The 23,893-nt window shown below is 68.4% G+C and carries 24 protein-coding genes and 1 pseudogene; 7 read left to right on the top strand and 18 right to left on the bottom strand.

The features are described from left to right. The first annotated feature begins 58 nt into the window (after positions 1 to 58). From QH470_RS36415 to QH470_RS36405, 3 genes are all read left to right on the top strand, one after another. Positions 59 to 2,353 carry a molybdopterin guanine dinucleotide-containing S/N-oxide reductase gene (locus QH470_RS36415; protein WP_280276944.1) on the top strand — a complete coding sequence of 765 codons (2,295 nt, stop codon included), beginning with the start codon at positions 59 to 61 and terminating at the stop codon, positions 2,351 to 2,353. After that, on the top strand, positions 2,350 to 3,837 hold the full coding sequence (locus QH470_RS36410) for an AMP nucleosidase (protein WP_425302842.1): 1,488 nt from the start codon (positions 2,350 to 2,352) through the stop codon (positions 3,835 to 3,837). The genes QH470_RS36415 and QH470_RS36410 overlap by 4 nt, the downstream gene beginning before the upstream one ends. 135 nt (positions 3,838 to 3,972) lie before the next feature. After that, on the top strand, positions 3,973 to 4,971 hold the full coding sequence (locus QH470_RS36405) for a hypothetical protein (protein ID WP_280276943.1): 999 nt from the start codon (positions 3,973 to 3,975) through the stop codon (positions 4,969 to 4,971). Between the two features lie 8 nt (positions 4,972 to 4,979). Here QH470_RS36405 and QH470_RS36400 read toward each other — a convergent pair whose 3' ends face one another. The 8 genes from QH470_RS36400 to QH470_RS36365 all read right to left on the bottom strand — a co-directional run bounded on the left by QH470_RS36400 (position 4,980) and on the right by QH470_RS36365 (position 12,659). After that, entirely contained in the window at positions 4,980 to 5,444 is a 465-nt protein-coding gene (locus QH470_RS36400) for an SRPBCC family protein (RefSeq protein ID WP_280276942.1), read from the bottom strand. 98 nt (positions 5,445 to 5,542) lie between these two features. Next, a complete protein-coding gene (locus QH470_RS36395) occupies positions 5,543 to 6,769 on the bottom strand; it encodes a site-specific integrase (RefSeq protein ID WP_280276941.1) in 1,227 nt (408 codons plus the stop codon). A gap of 202 nt (positions 6,770 to 6,971) precedes the next feature. Beyond that, complete coding sequence (locus tag QH470_RS36390; RefSeq protein ID WP_280276991.1) at positions 6,972 to 7,787, bottom strand: class I SAM-dependent methyltransferase; 816 nt, start codon at positions 7,785 to 7,787, stop codon at positions 6,972 to 6,974. A gap of 38 nt (positions 7,788 to 7,825) precedes the next feature. Continuing rightward, positions 7,826 to 8,167 carry a VOC family protein gene (locus tag QH470_RS36385; RefSeq protein WP_280276940.1) on the bottom strand — a complete coding sequence of 114 codons (342 nt, stop codon included), beginning with the start codon at positions 8,165 to 8,167 and terminating at the stop codon, positions 7,826 to 7,828. A 1-nt stretch (position 8,168) separates the two neighbouring features. Further along, the gene (locus QH470_RS36380; protein WP_280276939.1) at positions 8,169 to 8,339 is read right to left on the bottom strand and encodes a CopG family transcriptional regulator; all 171 of its coding nucleotides are present in this window, start codon (positions 8,337 to 8,339) and stop codon (positions 8,169 to 8,171) included. Positions 8,340 to 8,381: 42 nt separating this feature from the next. Further along, positions 8,382 to 10,295, bottom strand: coding sequence for a S9 family peptidase (locus tag QH470_RS36375; protein WP_280276938.1), 1,914 nt, complete (start codon positions 10,293 to 10,295; stop codon positions 8,382 to 8,384). A gap of 16 nt (positions 10,296 to 10,311) precedes the next feature. Next, complete coding sequence (locus QH470_RS36370; RefSeq protein WP_280276990.1) at positions 10,312 to 11,040, bottom strand: helix-turn-helix domain-containing protein; 729 nt, start codon at positions 11,038 to 11,040, stop codon at positions 10,312 to 10,314. Between the two features lie 137 nt (positions 11,041 to 11,177). After that, positions 11,178 to 12,659, bottom strand: coding sequence for a carboxylesterase/lipase family protein (locus QH470_RS36365; RefSeq protein ID WP_280276937.1), 1,482 nt, complete (start codon positions 12,657 to 12,659; stop codon positions 11,178 to 11,180). A gap of 446 nt (positions 12,660 to 13,105) precedes the next feature. On the opposite strand from QH470_RS36365, the gene QH470_RS36360 reads away from it, so the two are divergent. The 3 genes from QH470_RS36360 (at position 13,106) to QH470_RS36350 (ending at position 17,502) form a co-directional block, all read left to right on the top strand. Further along, positions 13,106 to 14,233 carry a hypothetical protein gene (locus QH470_RS36360; protein WP_280276936.1) on the top strand — a complete coding sequence of 376 codons (1,128 nt, stop codon included), beginning with the start codon at positions 13,106 to 13,108 and terminating at the stop codon, positions 14,231 to 14,233. A 752-nt stretch (positions 14,234 to 14,985) separates the two neighbouring features. Further along, positions 14,986 to 15,930, top strand: a complete 945-nt coding sequence (locus QH470_RS36355; protein ID WP_280276935.1) for a coiled-coil domain-containing protein — start codon at positions 14,986 to 14,988, stop codon at positions 15,928 to 15,930. A 102-nt stretch (positions 15,931 to 16,032) separates the two neighbouring features. Further along, positions 16,033 to 17,502 carry a S8 family peptidase gene (locus tag QH470_RS36350; protein ID WP_280276934.1) on the top strand — a complete coding sequence of 490 codons (1,470 nt, stop codon included), beginning with the start codon at positions 16,033 to 16,035 and terminating at the stop codon, positions 17,500 to 17,502. A 94-nt stretch (positions 17,503 to 17,596) separates the two neighbouring features. On the opposite strand, the gene QH470_RS36345 is transcribed toward QH470_RS36350, so the two are convergent. Both QH470_RS36345 and QH470_RS36340 read right to left on the bottom strand, forming a co-directional pair. Beyond that, positions 17,597 to 18,034: a VOC family protein gene (locus QH470_RS36345; protein WP_280276933.1), complete on the bottom strand. Its 438-nt coding sequence runs from the start codon at positions 18,032 to 18,034 to the stop codon at positions 17,597 to 17,599. A gap of 24 nt (positions 18,035 to 18,058) precedes the next feature. Then, entirely contained in the window at positions 18,059 to 18,427 is a 369-nt protein-coding gene (locus tag QH470_RS36340) for a TetR/AcrR family transcriptional regulator C-terminal domain-containing protein (protein ID WP_280276932.1), read from the bottom strand. A 22-nt stretch (positions 18,428 to 18,449) separates the two neighbouring features. On the opposite strand from QH470_RS36340, the gene QH470_RS36335 reads away from it, so the two are divergent. Further along, entirely contained in the window at positions 18,450 to 18,914 is a 465-nt protein-coding gene (locus tag QH470_RS36335) for a hypothetical protein (protein ID WP_280276931.1), read from the top strand. Between the two features lie 15 nt (positions 18,915 to 18,929). Here QH470_RS36335 and QH470_RS36330 read toward each other — a convergent pair whose 3' ends face one another. The 8 genes and pseudogenes from QH470_RS36330 to QH470_RS36300 all read right to left on the bottom strand — a co-directional run bounded on the left by QH470_RS36330 (position 18,930) and on the right by QH470_RS36300 (position 23,803). After that, positions 18,930 to 19,217, bottom strand: a complete 288-nt coding sequence (locus tag QH470_RS36330; RefSeq protein WP_280276930.1) for an esterase-like activity of phytase family protein — start codon at positions 19,215 to 19,217, stop codon at positions 18,930 to 18,932. Positions 19,218 to 19,344: 127 nt separating this feature from the next. Beyond that, a pseudogene (locus QH470_RS38400) lies at positions 19,345 to 19,581 on the bottom strand (esterase-like activity of phytase family protein); the annotation flags it as partial. A 160-nt stretch (positions 19,582 to 19,741) separates the two neighbouring features. Further along, on the bottom strand, positions 19,742 to 20,362 hold the full coding sequence (locus tag QH470_RS36325) for a dihydrofolate reductase family protein (protein WP_280276929.1): 621 nt from the start codon (positions 20,360 to 20,362) through the stop codon (positions 19,742 to 19,744). Next, entirely contained in the window at positions 20,362 to 20,838 is a 477-nt protein-coding gene (locus tag QH470_RS36320) for an SRPBCC family protein (protein WP_280276928.1), read from the bottom strand. Before QH470_RS36320 ends, QH470_RS36325 begins: the two co-directional genes overlap by 1 nt. Next, positions 20,835 to 21,182, bottom strand: a complete 348-nt coding sequence (locus tag QH470_RS36315; RefSeq protein ID WP_280276927.1) for an ArsR/SmtB family transcription factor — start codon at positions 21,180 to 21,182, stop codon at positions 20,835 to 20,837. Before QH470_RS36315 ends, QH470_RS36320 begins: the two co-directional genes overlap by 4 nt. 91 nt (positions 21,183 to 21,273) lie before the next feature. Beyond that, positions 21,274 to 22,623, bottom strand: a complete 1,350-nt coding sequence (locus QH470_RS36310; RefSeq protein ID WP_280276926.1) for a cytochrome P450 — start codon at positions 22,621 to 22,623, stop codon at positions 21,274 to 21,276. 54 nt (positions 22,624 to 22,677) lie between these two features. Continuing rightward, positions 22,678 to 22,908: a hypothetical protein gene (locus QH470_RS36305; protein WP_280276925.1), complete on the bottom strand. Its 231-nt coding sequence runs from the start codon at positions 22,906 to 22,908 to the stop codon at positions 22,678 to 22,680. Then, positions 22,877 to 23,803 (bottom strand): serine hydrolase domain-containing protein, encoded by a 927-nt coding sequence (locus QH470_RS36300; RefSeq protein ID WP_280276924.1) that lies wholly within the window; start codon positions 23,801 to 23,803, stop codon positions 22,877 to 22,879. The genes QH470_RS36305 and QH470_RS36300 overlap by 32 nt, the downstream gene beginning before the upstream one ends. Between the last annotated feature and the right edge of the window lie 90 nt (positions 23,804 to 23,893).

The following is a 23,893-nucleotide window of genomic DNA, read 5'->3' as shown; positions in this document are numbered from 1 at the left end:
TGTCCATCTCGATGGCGGCCCGACGGCGGTGTCGGTGGGCCCGGCTACGGTGGACACCATGACGACGCATCTGACGCACTGGGGAGCGTTCGAGGCCGCCACCGACGGCGAGCGGCTGACCGAGGTGCGGCCGTGGCGCGGCGATCCCGAACCGCTGCCCCTGATCGAGAACGTCGCCTCCGCGCAGCACCACCCCACGCGCATCGATCGCCCGTATGTACGGCAGGGCTGGCTCGAGCGCGGCCCGGGGGCGGCCCGGCGCGGGGACGAGCCGTTCGTGCCGGTGTCCTGGGACCGCGCCGTCGAGCTGCTGTCGGCCGAATTGCGGCGGGTCTACGGCGAATTCGGGCCGGACTCGGTATTCGGCGGGTCCTACGGCTGGGCCAGCGCCGGGCGCTTCCATCACGCGCAGAGCCAGGTGCACCGCTTCCTCAACTGCCTGGGCGGCTACGTCCGGCACGTCAACAGCTACAGCCTCGGCACCTCGGCGGTGCTGCTGCCCTACGTACTGTGCGACCTGTACTGGCTGCTGGGCCACAGCACGGCGAAGTCGGTGATCAGCGAGCACACCGAGCTGGTGGTCGCGTTCGGCGGGTTGTCGCCGAAGAACGCCGCGGTCAGTCCGGGCGGGGTGTCACGGCACAACGCGCGGGGCTGGGTCGCGGCGGCACGCGAGCGCGGCTGCCGATTCGTGACGGTCGCCCCGCTGCGCGACGACACACCGGACGAGGCGCAGGCGGAATGGCTTGCGCCGCGGCCGAATACCGACGCCGCGCTGATGCTGGCGCTGGCCCAGGTGCTGGACGCCGAAGGCGCGGCCGACACCACCTTCCTGGATCGCTACACCGTCGGATACGAACGGTTCGCCCGGTACCTGCGCGGCGAGGCGGACGGGGTGGTGAAGGATCCGGCCTGGGCCGAGGCGATCACGGGCATCCCGGCCGACCGGATTCGCGCGCTCGCCCGCGAGATGGCCGGGTCGCGCACCTTCGTGACGGTCAGCTGGTCGCTGCAGCGGGCGCGCTACGGTGAGCAGCCGCTGTGGCTGGGGGTGGTGCTGGCGGCCATGCTGGGCCAGATCGGGCTGCCCGGCGGCGGTTTCGGCCACGGCTACGGTTCGGCGGCCAATGTGGGGGAACCGACGCGGCAGCTGCGGGTGCCGTATCTGTCGCAGGGCGAGAACGGCGTCGACACCTTCATCCCCGTCGCCCGCATCGCCGACATGCTGCTGAATCCCGGTGCGCCCTACCGCTACAACGGACAGGACCTCACGTATCCCGACATCCGGCTGGTCTACTGGGCGGGAGGCAACCCGTTCCACCACCATCAGGACCTCGCGCGGCTGCGCGAGGCGTTCGCCCGGCCCGACACCATCGTCGTGCACGACGCGTTCTGGACGGCGACCGCCCGGCACGCCGACATCGTGCTGCCGGCCACCATGACCATCGAACGTGACGACTTCGGCGCCGGCGACAACGACCGCATGTTCTTCCCGATGCCCGCGCTGACCCGCCCGCACGGCCAGGCGCGCGACGATTACGCCATCCTCGCCGAACTGTCCGAAAGGCTCGGCGTCGCCAAGGAATTCACCGAGGGCCGCACCACCGGCGAGTGGCTGCGGCACCTGTACGAGCAGTGGCGAGACGGGCTGGGGGAGCGCGGCCGGGAGTTGCCCGGATTCGACGAGTTCTGGGCCGGCGCGGGTCTGGAGCTGCCGGTGGCCGAACCGGCGCAGGTGGCGTTCGCCGATTTCCGCGCCGACCCCGACGCCCACCCGCTGCCGACCCCGACGGGCCGCATCGAGATCTTCTCCGACACCATCGCCGGGTACGGCTATCCGGACTGCCCGGGCCATCCGGTGTGGCTCGAGCCGGAGGAGTGGCTCGGCGGCCCCGCCGCCGCCCGGTTCCCGCTCCAGCTGGTCGCCAACCAGCCGCGCACCAAACTGCACAGCCAGCTCGATGTCGGTTCGCACAGCCGCTCGGTGAAAATCGCCGAGCGCGAACCGGTCCGGCTGCACCCGGACGAGGCGGCGGCGCGCGGCCTGCGCGGCGGCGAGATCGTGCGCCTGTTCAACGACCGCGGTTCCTGCCTGGCGGGTCTGGTGGTCGATGCCGGGGTGCGGCCGGGTGTCGCGCAGCTGTCCACCGGCGCCTGGTACGACCCCGACCCGGCCGACCCGAGCCACTGCCGCCACGGCAACCCGAACGTGCTGACCGCCGACCGGCCCTCCTCGACGCTGAGCCAGGGCACCACCGGCCAGCTGGCGCTGGTGCAGATCGAGGCGTATCGCGAAGTGCCGCCGGATCTTTCGGTGACCGCACCGCCCGCCATCGTGACGGAACGGGGGTGAGCGACGCCATGGCGAACACCGGGATGCCCGAGCGCCCGACCGTCACCGAGGTGGCCGTGGCGGCGACCCTCGACGATCTACAGGCCCGCTACGACCGCTCGGTCGCCACGCTGCGCGCGGCGGTGAAGGACTTCGTCGACAGCGGGGTCGTGCCCGCCGCCGAGGTCCGGGCCGCGGGTGCGTTCGTGTATCCCGAGTTGCGGATCAGCTGGGACGGCCGCGCCGAGCCGAAGAACCGGTCGCGCGCGTGGGGACGGCTCACCCGGCCGGGCAGCTACCGGACGACGATCACCCGCCCGGCCCTGCTGCGCCGCTACCTGACCGAACAGCTGACAGTGATCACGGACGACTACGACATCCGGATCGAGGTCGGGCCCTCCCGGCAGGAGATCCCGTTCCCGTACGTCATCGACGCCGCCGAACTGGGGCTGGACCGGTCGATGAGCGCCGACCTGGCCCGCTACTTCCCGACCACCGACCTGGCCGAGGTCGGCGACGAGATCGCCGACGGTCTCATCGACACCAGCGGCCCACTGCCGTTGAGCCACTTCGACGCTTTGCGCACCGACTTCTCGCTGGCGCGGCTGCGGCACTACACCGGCACGCCGGTCGAGCACTTTCAGCCGTTCGTGCTGTTCACCAACTACAGCCGCTACGTCGATGAGTTCGTGCGCTGGGCACGCGACCTGATCGCCGACCCCGCAACGCCTTTCGAGGCGCTGTCCTGCGCCGGCGGCACGGTGATCACCGCCGGGACCGGAGACCACGATTCGATGGTGGCCGACGAGGCGTGGAAGAAGCATCAGATGCCGGCGTGGCATCTGATGTCGTCCACCGGGCAGGGCATCACGCTGGTGAACATCGGCGTCGGTCCCGCCAACGCCAAGAACATGTGCGACCACCTCGCGGTGCTGCGCCCGCACGCCTGGCTGATGATCGGCCACTGCGGCGGGTTGCGGGAGAGCCAGGAGATCGGCGACTACGTCCTGGCCCACGCCTACCTGCGCGACGACCACGTCCTGGATCCCGTACTGCCGCCGAACATCCCGATCCCCAGCATCGCCGAGGTCCAGCGCGCGCTGTACGACGCGACCAAGCAGGTGAGCGGCATGCCCGGCGAGGCGGTGAAGCAGCGCCTGCGCACCGGCACCGTCGTCACCACCGACGACCGTAACTGGGAACTGCGCTACTCGGCCTCGGCCCTGCGGTTCAACCTGAGCCGGGCGGTCGCCGTCGACATGGAAAGCGCCACGATCGCCGCCCAGGGCTACCGCTTCCGCGTTCCCTACGGCACCCTGCTGTGCGTCTCCGACAAGCCACTCCACGGCGAGATCAAACTCCCCGGCCAAGCCAACCGCTTCTACGAGGGCACAGTCTCCGAACACTTACAAATCGGCATCCGCGCCGTCGAACTACTACGCGCCGAAGGCGACAGCCTGCACTCCCGCAAACTCCGCACCTTCAACGAGCCCCCATTTCGCTAGTGGTCCCGCCGTTTTCGGGGCACAATCGGATTTCGCGCCGCGACCGATGTGGAATTCGATACCTAGGCAACCACACTTGCGGTATCGGGAAAACTGACCACTCGCGTTCCAGGCGCGGCAGGTGAAGGATCGGTGATGTCCGACAAAGTGCCCACATTTCTCGGCAATGCGGCGGAGGTCGTGCTGCCCGGTGTCGGCGCGCTGGTCGGAAAGGCGTGGGGCCCGGTCGGCAGTATCGCCGGAGGCGCGATCGGCGGCTTGGTCGGTGGCGCGCTCGACGGTGTGCTGCGCGGAGAATCCCTCGGCGATATCGTGGTCGACGCGGGCTTGGGCGCTGTGGCCGGCGGCGCGGGCAGTTTGTTCGGCTTCGGCCGGGCCGGTCTGCTGAAATATACGACGGGCCAACGTATTACGGCGCAGGCCAGCGGGGCTTCGGTCGGTGGCGGCTTGTCGGCATTCTTCGGCGACATCCGGCCGAAGCAGCCGGTCGATATGGGATGCGGTGAGTGCACGGAGATGCCGAGCGTGCTGAAGCCGGTCGGCCTGAACGCGGAGGTCGATGACCTGTTCGAGCAGCTTCCGGGGTTTCTGTGCGGCATTTGGCAGATGCTCGGCGACCCGCCCCAGGCCGGGAAGACCGGCCCGGGGCCCGCGCCGCCGACACTCACGGTCCCGCCCGGAATGAGCGGCATAGGCTCCTACGAGGGCAAGGCCTCCTTGCTCGTCGACACGGCGAAGGTCTTCGCGGCGACGGAACAGGACCTGGCACGCCTCATCGACAGCACCGGCGAGAACTCCCGGCAGGGCCGGGACGCCATCCGGCGGGCGATCGGTGAGATCAACAAGAAAGCCGCGGACACCGTGCCCGACGGCCTCGACATCAACAGCTATTACCTGGGTGTCGCCCAGCGCGCCATCCAGGAAAGCGAGCAGATGCTGGAACGCGCCGGGACCCGGAATCAGGGCAACGCCGCCGGAACGGACCAGCAGACCGACCGGTTACCGGATCCCCAGGACCCCGGCGGAACCAGCTCGCCCCCGCCGACTTCCGGCGACGTTCCGGACCTGCCGCCTGGCGGCCGCGACGGCAGCCTGCCCAACACCTTCGCCCCTTCGCCCCCGGGCACACCCTAGACCGGTGGTCAGGTCGCTGCGGATCGCGGATCGGTGAGGGCGGCTTCGGCGGTGTCGACGATTGTGCCGAATGCCTTGGCGACCACCGGGCCGAAGAGTTTCATCGCGGCGGCGTTCAGGGCCGGAAAGGGAAGCGGCAGTTCGGAAGTGGTACTCCACACGATGCGCGTGCCGCCGCCCGCCTCGGTGAAGGTCATGCTGCCGCCTTCGTGGCGCGCGGGAGGAAAGCTGCGCTCGACGAGATAGTCGAAGCCGTGCGGTGGGTTGTACGCGGTGACGCGTTCGCGGAACCATCCGATCAACCACAGGTGGATCCGCACCGCGCCGACCCCGTACGGTGCGTCGTCCCCGAGCCGGGCCCAGCGGTTGCGCAGCACGAACGGTGAGCGGGCGTAGTTGCGTGAATCGGCGAACCAGTCGAAGACCTCACCGATCGGTGCCGCGATCACCCGGTCGACTGTAATGGTGTGCATCCGATACCCTCCCATGATCTACTACAGACGATAGTAGTACTTTCGCTGCGCGACCGTAAGGGTTCGGCACCAGGAAACCGTCTCCACCCGATGAGCGACTACAGCCCCAGCTTCGTCACGGCGTTGTCCTCCAACGGGTTCGCGGTGCGGATGTAGCCGTGCACGGTGCGGGGGTTGGACCAGCGGCCCTGGCGCATGATCTCGCGGTCGCTGGCGCCGCCGAGGGCGGCTTGGGTGGCGAAACCGGCGCGCAGGGAGTGGCCGGAGAACAGGGCGGGATCCAGGCCGGCTCGGGCGGCGTAGCGTTTCACCAGTTCGGCGACGGCACGGCCGGACATGGCGTCGTTGCCGATACCGCCGTGCCGTGAGATGGTCGGGAACAGCGGCAGGTCGGGGTCGGTGAGAGTGGTCCCGGTGAAGGCGTGGCAGCGGTGGATGCCGCTGTCGGTGACCATCCGGTCGTCCAGCCAGGCGCGCAAACCCCCCGTGCCGTGGCGAAAGTGCGTCTCCCGCAACCTGGTCCAGTCGGCGAAGGCGCAGACGGGGCAGGTGCGCGGCCGGCTGCCGCGCGGCAGCGCCACCCGCTGCGCCGCCGCACCGGTCGGGTCGGTCTTGGTGGCGGGCAGCTGAATCAGCAGCACCGGTTCGCCGCTGGCGTGGTCGAGGTCGACGCGGACATCGCAGAGGCGCAGCCCGGCGATCTCACTGCGCCGCAACGCTCCCGCGAAACCGACGAGCAGCACCAGGGCATCGCGGCGACGGGCCGGTTCGGTCGGCCAGCCGGGTGTGGGCAGGCCGTCGAGGAGCTGCTCCAGAGTGTGCAGCAGGACGGGCCGTTTGCGATTGGGCTGAGTGCGGCGGGTCCGCCGGATGCCGCGCAGAGTCAGGCGGACGACGTCGGTGCGGGTGGGGGAGGGCAAGCCGTTCGCGGCGTGCACGGCCGCGATCGCGGCACTCTTGCGCTCCAGGGTCGCGGCGCTGAACGCCCACTCGCCGCCCGGCTTGCGGGTATCGGCCGCGGCCGCGAGATACACCGCCACATCCAGCGGGTCCGCGGGCAACGCCTGCCGTTCCTCGGCCGCGCACCAGGCCGACCACCCGATCCAGTCGGACCGATAGGCACGCACCGTGTTCGGTGACTGCGACGCCTCCAGATACCGTCGCAGCGCGCCGGCCTGCTCGTCGTCGAACCGCTCCCGCACCAGCCGCAACGCCGCGATATCCACGAGCACACTGCGCACGCCGCGGCGGAGTTCGGTGTGCACGGCCTCGGGCACGGCCACGGCCGCGCTCTCGGCGGCGAGGGAATCGAGTGGTGGGTTCATCGTCGGTCACAGTACCGCGCATAGGGCCTCCGACGGCGAAACCGCATGCGGCGTTTACCTATTCGCCACAGCACCGACGCATCCGGACCGGTGTGCGCGACACGGCGCCCCCAGCCTGCTGTGGATTCGCCGCCGACAAGGCACTTGTCGCCACCGGCCAGCAGACCGTGATCTGCTTGACCGACACCCCGGACCGGTGAATTCAGGTGGTGGCCACCAGGATCTGCTCGGACTGCGCGGGCCGCAGGCCGTCGGGCCGATCGGCGAAATAGCGGTCGATCAGCTCGTCCGGCGCGACGTGGCGGGCGGCGGGAAAACCCGCTTCCTTGGCCAGGTTGAGCATCTCCGCGGGCGTGAAGAAACTGATGAACAGTGTGCCGGAGGAACGGGCGCCCTGTTCGGCGAACCCGCGCAGCCGCTGCTCGTCCGGGCCGACGAGGTCGATCGGCACCATGAACGTCGTGGCCAGCGTCGATCCCGGGGCGAGCCGTGAAATCTCCCGCAGGGTAGCGATATTCGCGTCCCGGGTGAGGTACATGCTGACGCCGGTGGACGCGACGACCGCCGGTCGCCCCGGATCGAAACCCGCGTCGGTCAGCCGATCCCACCAGGAGTCCGTCTCGAAATCCACCGGCACCAGCCGCAGCCACGGCGGTATCGCGAAGCCGAGTTCCCCGAGCCGCCGCCGCTTCCACGCCTGCGGACCCGGCTGATCGACCTCGAACACCGTAAGACGTTCGGCCAGTGCGGGACGGCGCTGCGCGAAGGTGTCCAGACCCGCGCCGAGCAGCACGTACTGATCGACCCCGAGGTCGGCTTGTGCGGCGACGAGATCTTCGATGAAACGAGCGCGGGACAGGATCCCCGCCCGCATCGGGGCGGTCAGCACCGGATCCATGTCCGGGCGCTCCTGCCAGCCGTCCTCGGGCTCGGCGAGGCGCAGCCCGACCTCGTCCTCGAAAACATAAGGCGGCGAATCACTTCGGAGGTGCACCGCACGCCACAGCGCGGTACGCACGGCCGTGTGGTCGGGCTGAGCGTCGGCGGGCACGGCGGTCACTGCTTCCCCGGAGCCTGCAGGCTCCACAATCGGCCGTCCGGATCCCGCACCGTCATCTCCTGAGTCCCGAAATGGGTCTGCTCGAACTCGGAGACGATCTCGACATCGTCGCCCGGCCGCTGATCGGTACTTTCGGCCTTCAACACCAACTGCACGCGCGGCTCCTGCGTGGGCGCCACCTCCGCCACGAATACATAGGGACCGTCACTGTTACGAAACTGGCCCGAGTTGTGGTCGGTCTCGAATTCGACCTCGAACCCCAATCCTTGGAGGAACCTCGCGGTCTTCCCCCAGTTGTGGGTCTCCAGGAACACGGCCTCGATGCCTTCGGTCGTCATATCAATCCTTCTCCGTCTCCGGCTGCTGGTGGGAAACGTCGAGATAGGCCCGCAGCGCCGCAGCGACCAGCGCCGACAGCGACATCCCCGATTCGATGGCCCGAATCTTCACCTGCTTGATCAACCCGATCGGCAGGTAGACGTTGAACTGCTTCACATCCTCGTCGCCCACCCGGCCGATGCTAGCATGCTAGCAATCTAGGGTCGAGCATGATCATTCCGCGCGGCCGCCCAGGTGCCGGGCGAAGTGCCGCTCGACGGCACGGTAGAGCCGGATCTGGTTCTCCGGATTCGCGAAACCGTGGCCCTCGTCCTCGGCGACGAGATATTCGACCGGGATACCGCGGTCGCGCAGCGAGGCAACGATATTGTCGGATTCGGCCTGCACCACACGAACGTCGTTGGCGCCCTGGGCAACCAGTAGCGGCGTACGAATCCGATCCGCCATGGTGAGGGGAGAGCGGGCGCGCATATCGGCTTCCTGGTCGGGGTCCTCGGGGTCGCCGACGTAGCGGTACCAACTGTTGACGTTGTAGGGCCGGGTGAACGGCGGAAGTGTCCGCAGAAAGTTCGCCAGATCGGAGATACCCACGTAGTCGACGGCGGCGGCGAAGTAGCCGGGGGTGACGGTGACGCCGACGAGGGCGGCGTAGCCACCGTAGGAACCGCCCATGATGCCGATCCGCTGCGGGTCGGCGAACCCCTCGGCCACCGCCCAGTCGGCGGCATCGATGAGGTCGTCGTGCATGGCCCCGGCGAACTCACCGATCGCGGCGGTGGTGTGCCGCTTCCCGTAGCCGGTCGAGCCGCGGAAATTGACCTGCAGCACCGCGTAGCCGCGGTTGGCGAGGAACTGCACCAGCGGGTCGTAGCCCCACGTGTCGTGTGCCCAGGGCCCGCCGTGTACGAGCAACACCAGCGGCAGGTTCCGGGGTTCGACACCGACCGGCAGGGCGCGGAAAGCGTGCAGCGGCAACCCGTCTCGCGCCGGGAATTCGACCGCGGTCATCGGTGCCAGCACCGCCGGGTCCAGCCGCGGATAGGCACGGAACAGCTGCCGGCTCCGTCCCGTCGCGTGGTCGTAGAACCAGGTCACCGCCGGGTCGCGGTCATGGATGAAGGTCGCCACCCAGCGTTGTTCGGACTCGTCCGACGACAATGTGCCGAGCACGCCGTCGGAGAGTTGCGCGAGAGCGGCGTAGACCTCGGCGAAGTGCGGGTCCACCACCTCGATCCGGGGCCGGTCGCCGACGAAACGCGCCGCGAGGACCTCTCCGGTCCGACGACTGAGGAATACGGTGGGCGGCAGTACGCCCGGAGCCATCATGCCGGTGATGTCGAGACTGTGCCCCGGAACGGCCGCGACAACGGTCTGCTGCCCGGTCTCGCGGTCGACGCGGATCAGCCGCAGATCGACGGAATCCTGATAGGCGCCGAGCAGCAGGCCTTGTCCGTCCGGCGTCACCAGCTGTGGCTGCGCACCCATCGGATGCTCAGCGCCCCCGACACGAAGTAGCGGGTGCTTCTCGCCGGTGCTCGGGTCGATCGTAAAGAACTGAAAGACACCGTCTTCGGCCAGCTGCGAAGCGAAGGCCGGTCGATCGCTACGGTCCAGCAGGACGGTCGCACCCGGTTCGCTCTGTTCGAGGTGCGGCGTGGTCGTCCCGCGGGCGACATCGATACGGAACGCGTCGATGAAGTGGGGGCGCTTGTTCATCCACACGAGCACGGTCCCCGGGACCGCGGCGGATGGCTCGGCGCCGAACACGCGCGAGCCGGGCGCCAGGGGCGTCAGGTCCACGGCAGGCTCGTCCGGCGCTTCGAGGTCCACCCGGTACAGATGCCAATCCTCGTTGCCGTCGGTGTCCTGCAGGTACAGCAGCCAGCGCGGATCGTCGGTCCAGTAGTAACTGGTGATGCCGCGCCGCGCATCGTGGGTGACGCAGACTGCGTCCTCGTGGTCCTCGTCGATCCCGCGCACCCACACATTCCGCCGCCCGTGCGCGGGGGCGCGGTAGGCGATGCGGGTGCCGTCCGGTGAGATCGACGCCCCGGAGAACTCCGGATCGGCGAAGAACTCCTCGACGGCGACCAGCTCGGGCAGGGCTCTACTCTTCGATGTCGTCATGTCCGGCTCCTCCGGGTCAGCGATGGTCGTCGGCCGATTCGGCGATGAGGGCATCGACGCGCCGCAGCACCTGCAACTGCGCCGGGTTGTAGAGGTCGCGAAGCGCCTGCACCACCGCGTCTTCGGTGACCTCGACGCTCCGCTGGGAATAGGCGGCCGGATCGGCGGCCCACGGGTGCCGCCGCTGGAGTTCGCGGACCACCGGCGCCATCCGCGCGGCCAGATCTCCGATCGCGGCCGCGTCGGCGTCGGCGGGCAGCTCATCGAACTCGTCATCGGTGGGATGCCGGTGCGCCACCATGTCGGTCAGCTGCGCCATCGCCTCCGGGGTGAAGAGCCGGGAGTAGATCATGATCATCGACCGGTCCGATTCGGACAGCTCCCGGGCGAGGTGGCCGAACCCGGCCGGAACATCGGCCGGTACCCGATCCCGCAGGATGACCGCCAGTTCCGCACGAATCCGCTGCAGCCGCTCGATGGTCGCCGCCAGCTCGGCGTCCAACACCCGGATCGCCTCATCGGGGTCCTCATCCGCGCGCCCCATCGCCGCGATCTGCGCCAACGGCACCCCGAGATCGCTGAGCCGCTTGATCTGCAACAGCCGCAGCAGATGCTCGGTCCGGTACTGCTTGTACCCGTTCGAAGCACGCTCGGGTTCGTCGAGCAGGCCCACCTCGTGATAGTGCCGGACCGCCCTCAGCGTCGTCCCGGCCAGTGCGGCGAGCTGCCGCGTACTCCAGGCCATCATCCACCCTTCCCGTGCGCTCCGCGGACCCCGCAACTTCCTCGCCGCCCCACCAGTGGAAACTATGCCCTCGCGGCACAGTCAACTCCCCGGCACACCATCCGCTCGGCGAGCCGGTCACGGTGCCGAACCGAGCCCTACCCGGTGCCGGGAAGGTCGAGGGTGTCGAATCGGTGTGTGGCCCAAACGAACCGGGAACGTTCCTCGGGATAGGGCGCGGTGGTCGGAGTGGCGGCGTACACGCGGGTCGCGCGGACGTCAGGGTCGTAGGGCGTCCACCCGGGGTTGCCCGTCGTAGCGAAGGCCAGCCAGTCGGTGCGCATGGCATGGGCGACCTGACGGATTTCGCCGGCCGCGGTCGGATGGGCAGCGGGATGAGTTCGGACCTCGGCCGGGGTGAGTGTGCCGAACACCAGGAGAAAATCGAGGCAGTGCGAGGAGCCCTCCACCTCGTTGAAGCTCCAGCAGAGTTCGTAGACCCAGGTCGGCCCGCCGCCGGTGGCATGGGCGTCGGCCAGGTGCAGGCTCGGCATACGAAACAGCCAGTCGGCGTGGACGGTTTCGTACAGCTGCGCGGGAGTGGACTCGGCGTAGACGGCACGGTAGTCGCCCGGCCCGTCCGGCCGAGGAGCGAGATGCCGCAGGGCAGTGGTCACCTGGTCGTCGGCAACCTCCCGGCCACGCAGAGGATTGAACAACCGGTATTCGTCGCGGGTATGACCGATGAGCAGTTCGACGCCTCGCACGCTGCCGTTCGCCAGCGCCCGCCACGGCGCGCAGGGAAGCACATCCCCGTCGACCACGGGGGAGAACGGCGTCGGTGTCAGCGCCATAGGACCCCACGAGTCGACCAGCGACGGCATTCGCCGGAGCACCGCATCCGACGCGCCGACCAGCGCATGTGAGTCCACGCGCGCCAGGTCGTCGACGGTCGCGCGGGCCCCCGCCTCCTCGGCGATCCTTGTCGAGATCGCTGCGGCCAGCCCCGCGGAGAAGTACGTGCCCGGAACACTCTGCGCGATCGCACGCTGAAACAGCCCCTGCGCCTTGGGCATTGCGAGCAGCGCCGCAACGCACCCCGCGCCTGCCGACTGGCCGAACACGGTCACCCGCCCCGGATCCCCACCGAACGCGGTGACATTGTCCTGCACCCAGCGCAGCGCCAGGGCTTGATCGAGAATGCCGCGGTTGTCCGGGGCACCGGCTATGTGCGCGAAGCCCTCCACACCGACGCGATAGTTCAGGCTGACCATGACCACCCCGGCCGCGGCGAGCGTGGCGCCGTCGTAGTGCGGATTGCCGGAGCTGCCCTCCCGGTACGCGCCGCCGTGAATCCACACCATTACCGGCAATCCGGCCGGACCGAGGTCGGGGGACCAGACATTCAGGGTCAAGCAATTCCCGTCATGCGCGACCGTCGACCCTGCCTGTGGCGCGGGCGGCCCGAACTCGAACGCATCCCGCACTCCATCCCACGCCCGCACCGCAACAGGAGCCGCGAAGCGCCGGGGCCCGACAGGCGGCTGGGCATAGGGGATGCCTCTGAACACCGCGACCGCGCCCTGCCACTTCCCACGCACTCCTCCTGCGGTCGTACGGATCTCCGCCTCGAAACTCACCGGCACTCGCTCTCTTCCGTTGACCGCCACATCTGACAGAACCACCTGACCCTCGAGCCTCCAGCACCGGGCCCACCCGTGTCCTCGCAAGCGTCGTGAGACCGGTGGGGGAGAATCCTCGGTTGGTACGCCGGTATCGGTTCTCAACTGATCTGTCGTAGCTCGCTCCTGACCTCCGCCGCGACAGTTCCGCCACTTCGGATGGCGACATCGTTGCTGTGGACCAACGGAAGTCGTCGTTCCACACCACGAGTGGGACAACGCTGCCCCGCAGGAGCTTTCGCCGATAATCTCGCGTAGGTACCGCAGAGAAGAGGTTGCAGATGCACAGCAGCACGAGATGGGTCAACGGGAGGTATCGCGCTCCAGACAGCAAGGAGCCCCAGGTCGCATACGTCGCGTAGAGGCGGCCTGGGGCGTTCGCTAATCACGATAGCATCCTCGTTGTGACCGCAGTTGCTCGCGCTGCCGCGCGTAAGAACCTCGTTTCACTGTTCACCAGTGAGCGGTTGGCTCCGTACTTGGACGAGAGCGGCGGCGACGTCGATAAAGCGCTCGAGTTGTATGCCTGGAATGCGGCAATCTCCGCTGCATGCATGGAGACCTTCGCGTACGTCGAGGTCATGCTGCGCAACGCGATCGATCGCGAACTGACCCAACATGCCGACGAAGCGCGCCGCAAGATCCCCTGGTTCATGATTCCCTCGATCAACGGCGAAGCCCACGCGTTCATCAGCAAAGAGATCGAAACCACCCGAACACGCCTTCGTCGGATCAGCCCCGCTCGCGATTCCAAAGGCCAGATCATCGCCGGTGTCTCGTTCGGTTTCTGGACCGAATTGTTCGGATCCCGGCATGAGGATCTGTGGCGGGCCGCGTTGAACAGGGCACTGCCCGGAGCACCCCGTGGGCTCCGAAAGAACGTCACCGCCAAGCTGACACGACTGCGCCCGTTTCGGAATCGGCTCGCTCACCACGACTCGCTCTTGGCCCAGGACATTCTCTTCCATCTCGAAGAGATGCTTAGCCTCGTGGAATGGATCAGCCCCGATGCGCGCGCCTGGCTCGAACGCCACGAGAAGGTGAGCGCCCTCTACGCGCAGCGCCCGGTCACCCCGATCGACACCCTCGTCGTCCCAGGCACCGACGCCTGGAAAATCTATGAATCGAATCAGGTCTACATCTGCCCCGCCGGCCGGAACTTCCGTCCCAGCACCTACGTAGCCTTCTATGCCGACAAAGAGATAAAACGCGCGATACCTCGGATCCTTCATCACCGCGACAACGTGGAATGGTCTGCAGCCGAAGCCAATCGGCTAGCAGCTCTGACTGGCGATGCGCACAAGTCCGACCGGAAGATCGCGGCCGCGATCACCGCCGGCCGAGCTGCGGGCTGGACCGATGGCCGCTACCAGGTCTTCCTCCTGACGAGCAAGGGGCACCCAGCGCATATCGAACTCAGAGCACCGATCCTGCACCAGTCCACGGGGCGCGGATCGGCCTTCGTTCAGCGCCACCGGTACCTCTCGCACCACAGCCTGCAATCGGCGAAAACGACGATCGACCTCGTCTGAATATCCGCGCTGGCTGCTCAGTGTGGGGCCAGATCCCTACATTTCTTCGTCGTCCGGCGTGCGTGGGAGTCACGCATCGACCGGGCCGAGTCCGTTGACCAGCCAGTTGTGATACTCAGCGGTTTCGCCTGCTTGCAGTCGCTCACATCGGCTCTATCGATCGATCCCGCCGATAGGTGGCTATCAGATTTTGCCGGATCCACTGACCATTCTCATGTGGCCTACCGCTGACACCCGATGACGTTTCCTAGCTCGCGCGTGATGATGACGACGACTCGCACCAATGATGTCGAGTCTCATCTGACTTGTCGTATGGCGCGCATCGACGGGTGCATCTGGCGACAACCCGGACAGCCAGTACTGCCGAGCACAGTTTTCAATGCTTTTCGTCGCAGTTTCGTTTCGTTGTTAGAAACCAAACGGAAACGGAATTCGGTCGATGTCGCCAGAGGAACCCGTACGCCCTAACCACCGATAAGGTTCACTTATCGGGTGTTAGGGCCTCATGGGTCGAATTGCCTCCCAGCAGTTTTCGTTTCGTGTCGATACGTTAGATCCAACGAAACCAACGCTACGATTTCCCGGTGTCGAACGTATGTAGCTATCCGGGATGCGCGCGCTCTATCACCCGCAACGGCGGGCCCGGCAGACCATCGGAATACTGCGACCACCCTGAGCACACTCGTTGGCGCGCATGGCGGGAGCGGCAGCGTCTTCAGCAGGAGGTCGAGGTACCGGCGGCGAACGTCACTGTGACGCAACAGGGTCCGGTTGCCACGGCTCGGCTACGTGCCGATGAGCTGCTCGGACAGTTCCGCGCTCTGGCTGATCAGCTGAGCGGCACACTCAACGCGGCGGTCGCCGAACTGTCCACCCTCGCGGACCCCTCCGTCGCGGAATCCCAGGTCCAGGCCGTTCAGGCGGACGCCGCGCGGCGCATCGCCGAGGCCGAGATGGCGACCGTCGCGGCCGAACAGGCCCGCCGCGAGGCCGAAGAGGCAAGAGCCGCGGCCGAATTCGCCGCCGAGGACGCCGCTACCGCGGCCGAGCAGGCGGAGGCCCGCATCGCCGAGGCGCTGACCGCCCGCGACGACGCGCTGGCCGAGGTCGGCCGCGTCACCAAACAGTCGGCCGACGACGTGTTCACCGCCCGCACGGAAGCCGAGGCCGAGGTGCGGACCGCTCGCCGCGAGGCCACCGCGGACATCGAGCGCGCCCGCGAGCAAGCGGCCGAAGAGATCGCACTGGCGCGCCGGAAGGCGAGCGCCGATATCGAACGGGCCAAACGGGAGGCGGCCCAACAGGTCACCGCCTCGGCGGCGGAGCGGGACCTCGCGGTACAACGCGCGGCCGATGCCGAGCGCGCCATCGAGCGAGCGGAGGCCGCGGTCGGCGAACGTAACCAGGCGCTGAGTGAAACCCGTGACGAACTGAACCGCGTGCGCGACGAACTCACCGCGGTCCGAACCGAACTCGCCGACACTCGCCGCACCGCGTCGGAGCACGCCGCGGCGCTACGGTCCGAGCATGCGGCAGCACTGGAGAAGTCCCGCACGGAGACAGCCGAACGTCTCGCCGCTCTCGACGACGCCCGCGCTCAAACCCTCGCCCGCGCCGAACGCGCCGAGCGTCAATTGGACGAACTGCTGTCGGCCACCCGCCGGGAAGCCGGGGAAGGGGTCGGGACCACCGCATGACGACCGGGAGTGGCGGTCGTAATCGTCCGCGGCGCAGGCGCTTCGACGCGGACCGCCCGCATTCGGGCTTCGCGGTCCAACGTGACCAGGTTGACTGTCACCATGACATCGGCACATCGGAACAGCAGTTCGGAACGATCGGCGTCGACCGGCGGCATTCGCTCGCCGCACGAGCTGATCGTGGTCACGCACGGCGCCGCCGCGTCCATCGATCTCGTCGCCCTGGACGCCACCCGCTCGGCCGAAGGCCACGTTGCCACACTGCTTCCCGACGATCTGGAACTCGTCCGGATCTTCGGCGCCGGCGACCGCCTGCAGCAGAGCCTGTACGGAACGCCGGCGGAGTCGACCGGCGCCCGATACCTGAACTACTTCTTCGTCCGCGGCGCGGCGCGGGTGCCGACCGCCGACCTGACGACACTGGCCGAACGATTGCGCGCCGACGACGCGGTGGCGGCCGCCTACGTGAAACCGCCCGCCGAACCCCCGATCGATCCCCTGGTCTCGGTGGTCCGCGCGCAATCCGACGCCCCGCCGGTGACACCCGAATTCACCGTCCGCCAAGGCTATCTCGACGCCGCACCGAACGGTATCGACGCACGCTGGGCCTGGACGCGGACAGGCGGCCGAGGCACAGGGGTGCGAGTGGTGGACGTGGAGGGCGCGTGGCGGTTCACTCATGAAGATCTGCGCGAGAATCAGGGCGGCGTGATCGGCGGCGTCCCGTCGACCGATCTGGGCTGGCGCGACCACGGCACCGCGGTGGCGGGCGTGATCAGCGGGGACGTCAATACGTTCGGCATCACCGGGATCGCACCGGAGGCCTCGATCCGGGCCGTGTCCTTCTTCGGCCCGGGATCGGCGTCGGCGACCCGGATCGCCGCGGACGCACTCGGCGCCGGCGACCTCATCCTGCTCGAATTGCACCGGCCGGGACCGCGTTTCGACTACGCCGGCCGGCCGGATCAGCGCGGGTACATCCCCGTCGAATGGTGGCCCGACGATTTCGCGGCGATCCGCTACGCGGTGGACCGAGGCGTGATCGTGGTCGAGGCAGGTGGCAACGGCGGCGAGGATCTCGACGACGCCCTGTACGACACGCGGCCCGCGGACTTCCCGGACTCATGGAGCAACCCGTTCCGGGGCGGTGCCGCGGACTCCGGAGCGGTGCTGGTCGGGGCGGGCGCACCGCCGCCGGGCACGCACGGCCGCGACCACGGCCCCGGACGATCGCGCCTGGCGTTCTCGAACTTCGGCGCCCGGCTGGACACGCACGGCTGGGGCCGCGAGGTCACCACCACGGGATACGGCGACCTGCAGGGCGGCCGGAACGAAGATTATTGGTACACAGACATTTTCAGCGGCACCTCCAGCGCCTCCCCGATCGTGGTCGGCGCCGTCGCGAGCTGCCAGGGCGCGGCCGCGGCGGCCGGCGCCCGTCTCACCCCGGCCCAGATCCGCACCAAACTGCGGGAAACCGGCTCTCCGCAGACCGACGCACCGAACCGTCCCGCCTCGCAGCGGATCGGCGCGCTCCCGGACCTGCGTGCGCTCATCGGAGGATCCGGCTAGCGCGACGGTTCGCCCAGGAATCCTGACGCTGCCGGGAGATGCCGAAGTGGGCGCGCGGGTAATCAGTGGGTCGGCGCCACAGCCCGATCGAGCCTCAGTTCTTCTTCAGCTCCTGGGCGAGCATCACGATGATGCCGCTGGGACCGCGGACGTACGTGAGCTTGTAGATGTCCTCGTAGGTGGCCACGGCGCGCAGCGGGTGGCATCCGTGTTTCGCGGCTACCTCGAGGGCTTTGTCGATGTCGTCGACCGAGAAAGCGACGCGGTGCATGCCGATCTCGTTGGGGCGAGTGGGCTCCGAGTCGATCGCTTGGGGATGGATGTACTCGAAGAGTTCGAGGCGGCCATCACCGTCTGGCGTCTGGAGCATCGCAATGTTGGCGTGGTTGCCCTCGAGGCCGACGGCAGTGTCGGTCCACTCACCACTGACCGTGTCACGGCCGACGACCGTGAGGCCGAGGTCTGTGAAGAAGGAGATCGCTGCTTCGAGGTCACGTACGGTGATGCCGACGTTCTCGAGTTTGATGGCCATCTGCTGCATGCTACAGAGCACGCCCTAGGCGGTCGCGGTTCCCGCGTTCTCGATCCGGTCCCGCAGCCCGTCGAGTAGTGCGGCGAGTCCGAACTCGAAGCTGGCAACCGGGGCCGCGTTGTGTTCGGTGGCCGCGGCGCGCTCGATGCGGCCGCGCAGCCGCGGGTATCGCGCGGCGATATCTGTCGCTTCCGACATAGCTTGGGCGAGTTGAGCTTCGGCATTGTCACCGCCTTGGGCGAACCGCCGTTTGACGGCGATGTCGGCGGACGCGCCGATGGCATTGCCGAGCACGAACATGAACACCGCGGCGGCGGCCCGATCGGCCTCCGCCTCGTCGAAACCGGCCTTCTCGTAGACGCCGAGTACGTGCTCGTGATGCGAGAAGGTCATTGCCGCCGCCGCTTTCCTCAGCATGCCGATCGTGCGCAATCGCTACGGCACCGCAGCCATGGCTCGGGCCGAGGGTGAGCTGGCCCGGCAAGGCGTCCGGACCACCGCGCTGCGCGAGAACGGCATGCGCTTCGACGCCAGCGGCCACGAATGGTGGGCGCCCGGCGGCATCGCCGCTCTGCTCGTGCTCGCCGCGGGCCTCGGCCTCGCCGGCTTCGATTGGATGCGTCCGGTGAATTGGGTCGTCCTGTCGCTGTTGTTCCTCGGCAACTGCGTCATCGTCTACAGCAACCTGACGGCGGAACGGTCGGTGCGAGCGGCCTTCGGCAGGAAGAACGATCCCGAACTGGCCCGCATCGACGTCCCCGCCCTGCTCCGGATCGCCGAATCCGGCTTCCCCCGGTGGACCTGGACCTTGCAGACCGTACGCAACACCCTCGTCTTCGGGGGAGCGCTGCTCGGCCTCGCCGTACTCGCGTTCGCCTGATGCCGCTCGCCGACCTCAACGCACGGCGAGAGCGACGACCTGCGTGATCTGACTGCCGGAGAAGTTGTCGTCGCTGACGAGAACGAGCGTGCGCTCACCGGAAGCCAACTGCGGACCCCACGTCATACCCTCGATATTGTCGATCTCGGCGAGGCCGACGTCGGCGAGATCGACCAGCAGCCGCTTGCTCACCGGGCGGGCCTGTCCCAACGGCGCGTCGAGAACATCGGTCGCCCCGGCGGTGTCCATCTCGTAGACGCGAATCTTGTTGCCTGCCCTCTCGACGTACGAGCGTTCCAGCACAAGATATTCGTCGGATCGACCGGGTCGGCGGCGAGGATCGCGGCGATGCCGTTGGAGCCGGACCCTCGGCGAATACCGGATCCAGCGGGTAGGCGTACTGAGCGAGCAACGGCCCGGTGCGCGCCTGCACCGCGATCCGAGTCAACGCGCCGGTGGCCGCCGTGGGGCCGGGACCGTCCTGCAGCAGCGGACCCTCCACCGAGCTCACAAGCAGCGCACCGCCCGCCGCGAAGGTGACGCCCTCGAGCACGTCGTTGGTCCGCGGACCCGAATCCGGCCGCACGCGTTCGTTGTCCGGGATCGGCAGCTCGCCGGCGAAGGCGCCGTCGGGGTGGGCGATGCGGAGGGAGGGATCGGCGAGCACGGTGTGGTACCCGCGAAGTCCAGCCCGTGCGGCAGCACCTGTTCCCCGAGCAACCGCACCGCCGGCGCCCCCGAATCCGCGTGCGCGGGAATGGCACTGGATGCAAAGGCGCACACCGTGAACAACAGCGCGTATCCGGAGCGAGCCATAGTGGAAGAAGTTACCTCTCCCGGACTGCGTAGGTCAGATGGGTCACCCGCTGCGTCGGCTCCGCGCGGAGCGGCTCGAGGGCCACGCGGCGTGCGTCCACGCCTTCGAACAGGCGGATTCCGGAGCCGAACAGCACGGGTGAGAGCGTGATCGTGAACTCGTCGATCAAGCCGGCGTTCACGTACTCCAGGATCGTCGCGCCGCCGCCCGCGATGCGGACGTCCCGGCCGCCGGCGGCCGCACGGGCCCGGTCGATCGCCGTCTCGATGCCATCGTCGACAAAGTGGAACATGGTCCCGCCCGGACGCTCCCAGGGGTCACGCTGCTCGTGTGTCACCACGAAGACCGGGGTGTGGAACGGCGCCTCCTCCGGCCATGCCTGCTCGCCGGCGTCGAACATGCGCTTACCCATCACACTCGCGCCGGTACGCTCGAACGTCTCGCGCGCGATGTCGTTGTCGCGCCCTTCCTCGCCACCCTCCCCGAGCCGCAGATTCTCCCGGATGAACCGCAGCGGGAACAGCCACTGCTGCAGTTCCATCCACTGCCGCCCCATCAAATCCTCGGTGGACTCGGGCGCGATGAACCCGTCCAGCGACATCGACACGCTGAAGAACACTTTTCCGGCCATCAGCCCTCGACTCCCGTCCGGACGATCTCGGTGACGTAGGCGGCAAGGTTGCTCAGCGTCTGCTGTCCGCCTTCGATCGCGTGGTACTTCTCGACCGCCTCGTCGCGCAGCGCCTTAGTGGGGAATACCGTGAGCATGTCGATCCGGGTCGCCGGGCCGTCGGGCGCGAATGTGAGGACCGACTCGAAGGCATTCGGGTCGTCGCGAGACTCACCGTGCAGCAACGCAATCCGCGCCGGCGGGGTGATCTCGGTCCAGCGGATCCACTCCTGATAGTCCGTCCCGTCGGGTCCGTGCATCACGAAGTCCCACTCCCCGCCGACGCGGAACTCGAATGCCCGCGTCGTGGTGGTGAACCCCTCCGGTCCCCACCACCGCGACAGATGCCGGACTTCGGTGAACGCCTCGAACACCAACTCTTGTGGGGCGTCGATGACCCGGGTGATCACGATCTCGCGGTCGCTGCGATCGGTCACTTCTCCTCCTCCTGCCGTGCCTGCCGGAGATCCCGCACGTACTCGTCCAGCCGGTCGAAGCTCTCGTTCCAGAATCGTTCGAACCCGCCGGTCCACTCGTGGACCGGTCGCAGCCCGCGGGCGTCGAGGCCGTACAGGCGCTGCTTACCCGCCTTGCGGTCCCGCACCAGCCCCACCTCCCGGAGCACCCGCAGGTGTTTGGACGCTCCCGGCTGGGTGATTCCCAACTCCTGGGCCAACTCGGTCACCGGCCGCTCACCCGCCCGCAGTAGCACCAGGATCTCCCGGCGTTGCGGCTCGGCGATCGCGTTGAAAATGTCCGACGTTGTCGCTGCTCGTGCCATTGCACAGATCATATTCCCATATGGGTATGTGTCAAGCCGGGGCTGAAGGTGAGGGGGCCGAGCGTGCCGGATCCGGTTGCGGCCCTGCGTTTCAGATGTGAGCGGGAGTGGTGGGCTCGGAGCGAGTGTCGTCCGCGGTGAGCACGACGGGGGCGCCGCCCGCGGGGACGTTGGTGATGTTGCGGATTCGGCCGCGCTCGGTGGTGGCGCCCGGGGGAAGCGACAGGGTGTAGCGCGAAAGTACTTCGCGGAGAACGACGGTGCCTTCCATGAGCGAGAATCCCGCGCCGATGCAGCGGCGCACGCCGCCGCCGAACGGGAGCCAGGTGTGCGGGGCGACGCTGCCGTCGAGGAAACGCTCGGGGCGGAAGCGGGCGGCATCGGGGTAGTTGTCGGGCCGTTGATGGGCCAGCACGATGGAGGTGGAGACGACGGTGCCGCGCGGCAGGTCCAGCCCGGCGATTGTCATGTCGCGGGTGAGCCGCCGTACCGCGCCGCCGATGACCGGCCGCAGCCGCATCGCCTCCTTCAGCACCGCTTCCAGGTACTTGTCGTCACCCTCGGCGGCCGCCCGGCGTGCCAGGTCCTGTGTCCGGGGGTCGGCGGCGAGTTCGTGCATTGCCCACGACAGCGCCGACGCGGTCGTCTCGTGGCCGGCCAGCAGCAGGGTGATGAGCTGGTCGCGCAGTTCGGCGTCGGTGAGCGGCGCGTCGGCCGAGTCGTCACCGGAACCGACCGCGAGCAGCCGCGACAGCACATCGGCCCGCTGATCCAGGTCGGGGTGGCCGCGACGGCGGGTGATCTCGGCGTAGAGCAGTTCGTCGATGGCGTTCTGGTTGTCGCGGAAGCGTTTCCACGGTCCGAAGCGCTGCAGCCGCGGGTACTTCCAGCCGAAGAACACGATCGGGTTGATGTCGATGATGTGGCGCAGCAGGGGCGCGAGTTCGTCGCGGCGGTGCTGGTCGGTCATCCCGAACACCACTTGCATGATCACCTCGAGGGTGAGCTGGTTCATCCGGTCCAGCGTGGGCAGCGTCGTCCCGGTGGCCCAGCCGTCGACCTGCGACTTGGTGATGGCTTCCACCAGAGATCGGTAGCCGCGTAGCGCCGACCCGGTGAAGGCGGGCATCAGCAGTCGCCGGGCGCGGGCGTGCTCGGCCTCGTCGGTCAGCAGCAGTGAGTGTTCGCCCATGATCGCGCCGAGCACCCGATTGCCCTCGCCCGCATGCAGATCCGCCGGATCACCCGCGAAGATCTCCCGGATGTGCTCGGGCCGCGAGAACACCACGAGCCGCTCGGCATACGGCGGAACCATCCGCACCGTGAAGACCTCGCCGTAGCGACGGGCCAGAGCGGACACATAGGGGCCGCGCCGGCGCGTGTACAGCACGGTCTGAATCGTCCTGGGAAGCCGAGGGCCCGGCGGGTACGTGCTGGTCACGAGGCAGTCCTTCCGAAACGCTGTGGCTACCACCGTAACCCGCCCGGACGCTCACTAGCACAGGCCGTGCGCCAGGATGCGTTGCGAATCGGCCTTCTCCTTGGGCACCTGACCGGTGATCGACACGGTCACCGCGCGACCGTCACGGGTGGCGCCCGAGATCGCCGAGAACCCGTGGATTCCCCCGCTGTGCCCGACGAATTCCGCGCCGCAGGGCAACGGGCCGTACATGACACCGAGGCCGTAGTCCGGCTTACCCGGACCGGTGGGCCCGCCGTCGAGCATCTCCCGCAGTCGCGCGGGCGGCACCCCCCCGCCCGGCGGCCAGCTCCGAGTAGAAGCGATTGAGGTCGGCGCCTGTGGACACCAGACCACCCGCCGCCCACGGCACCGACGGTTCGATACGGGAGGCGTCGACGCGTTTGCCGTCGACGGTGGTGTAGCCGTTCGGATGGGGTTCGCGCAGCTCCAGCTCCCCGGTGGGCGGCAGATACGTGCCGGTCAGCCGCAGCGGATCCAGGATCCGGTCGCGCAGTTCATCGGTGTAGGGCCGCCCGGTCACACGCTCGACCAACATTCCGGCGACGATGAAATTGGTGTTGCTGTAGTCGTACCGGCTGCCGGGCGGAAAATCGGCGGGCCGCCGCAAAGCGATGGCAATCTCCTCGCCGGGAGTAAAGGTGCGTCCGGTGCGCGCGGCCAGGTCCTCGTCTATCTCCGGATTCTCGGTCAATTCGGGCAGTCCGCTGCGGTGCTGGAGGATCTGGCGCACGGTGATGACCCGGCCGTCGATTCCGTCGCCGGTGAGCACACCGGGCAGGTAGGTGTCGACCGGTGCGTCGAGGTCCACCCGTCCGGCGTCGACCAGGTGCAGCACGAGGGCGGCGACGAACGATTTCGCGATGCTGCCGACCCGGACGCGCTGCGGCGGGTCGGTCGGAATGGGTTGCCCGGTCTCGGCATTCGCGGCGCCCGCGGTCAGCGTCACCGACTGCCCGTGGTCGGTGACAGTGGCGATCACCCCGACCGCCCCGGCCTCGATCAGTACGTCGAGATCGCCGCGGACGGCGTCCACGCGAGCGACGGGAACAGGGGAGGGCGTGGACCCGGTGGTGGTGTCGCCGGAACAACCGGCCACGGCCAGTGCCGCCACCCCGAGCAGCAGGAGACTCGAGCGCATGAGCAGACGGTAGGAACGATCGCGCCCGAGCACATCCGGTAGAACCCCGAATTCTCCCCCTATGCGCCCCGTCTTCTTCCGGTCGGACAC

Source organism: Nocardia wallacei (assembly GCF_029868745.1).
Taxonomy (GTDB): Bacteria; Actinomycetota; Actinomycetes; order Mycobacteriales; family Mycobacteriaceae; genus Nocardia; species Nocardia wallacei_B.
The sequence above is the reverse complement of the archived record's forward strand: the minus strand, read 5'-3'. Positions and strand labels throughout refer to the sequence as shown.

Excerpts from the sequence above, each read along its gene's own strand:
- QH470_RS36385 (WP_280276940.1), bottom strand. The coding sequence starts at position 8,167 with ATGACGACCGAAGGCATCGAGGCCGTGTTCCTGGAGACCCACAACTGG.
- QH470_RS36415 (WP_280276944.1), top strand. The coding sequence starts at position 59 with ATGACGACGCATCTGACGCACTGGGGAGCGTTCGAGGCCGCCACCGAC.
- QH470_RS36350 (WP_280276934.1), top strand. The coding sequence starts at position 16,033 with ATGACATCGGCACATCGGAACAGCAGTTCGGAACGATCGGCGTCGACC.
- QH470_RS36315 (WP_280276927.1), bottom strand. The coding sequence starts at position 21,182 with ATGGCACGAGCAGCGACAACGTCGGACATTTTCAACGCGATCGCCGAG.
- QH470_RS36345 (WP_280276933.1), bottom strand. The coding sequence starts at position 18,034 with ATGGCCATCAAACTCGAGAACGTCGGCATCACCGTACGTGACCTCGAA.
- QH470_RS36305 (WP_280276925.1), bottom strand. The coding sequence starts at position 22,908 with ATGCTCGACGGCGGGCCCACCGGTCCGGGTAAGCCGGACTACGGCCTC.
- QH470_RS36370 (WP_280276990.1), bottom strand. The coding sequence starts at position 11,040 with ATGGCCTGGAGTACGCGGCAGCTCGCCGCACTGGCCGGGACGACGCTG.
- QH470_RS36395 (WP_280276941.1), bottom strand. The coding sequence starts at position 6,769 with ATGAACCCACCACTCGATTCCCTCGCCGCCGAGAGCGCGGCCGTGGCC.
- QH470_RS36325 (WP_280276929.1), bottom strand. The coding sequence starts at position 20,362 with ATGGCCGGAAAAGTGTTCTTCAGCGTGTCGATGTCGCTGGACGGGTTC.
- QH470_RS36400 (WP_280276942.1), bottom strand. The coding sequence starts at position 5,444 with ATGCACACCATTACAGTCGACCGGGTGATCGCGGCACCGATCGGTGAG.
- QH470_RS36335 (WP_280276931.1), top strand. The coding sequence starts at position 18,450 with ATGCCGATCGTGCGCAATCGCTACGGCACCGCAGCCATGGCTCGGGCC.
- QH470_RS36300 (WP_280276924.1), bottom strand. The coding sequence starts at position 23,803 with ATGCGCTCGAGTCTCCTGCTGCTCGGGGTGGCGGCACTGGCCGTGGCC.
- QH470_RS36375 (WP_280276938.1), bottom strand. The coding sequence starts at position 10,295 with ATGACGACATCGAAGAGTAGAGCCCTGCCCGAGCTGGTCGCCGTCGAG.
- QH470_RS36340 (WP_280276932.1), bottom strand. The coding sequence starts at position 18,427 with ATGACCTTCTCGCATCACGAGCACGTACTCGGCGTCTACGAGAAGGCC.
- QH470_RS36405 (WP_280276943.1), top strand. The coding sequence starts at position 3,973 with ATGTCCGACAAAGTGCCCACATTTCTCGGCAATGCGGCGGAGGTCGTG.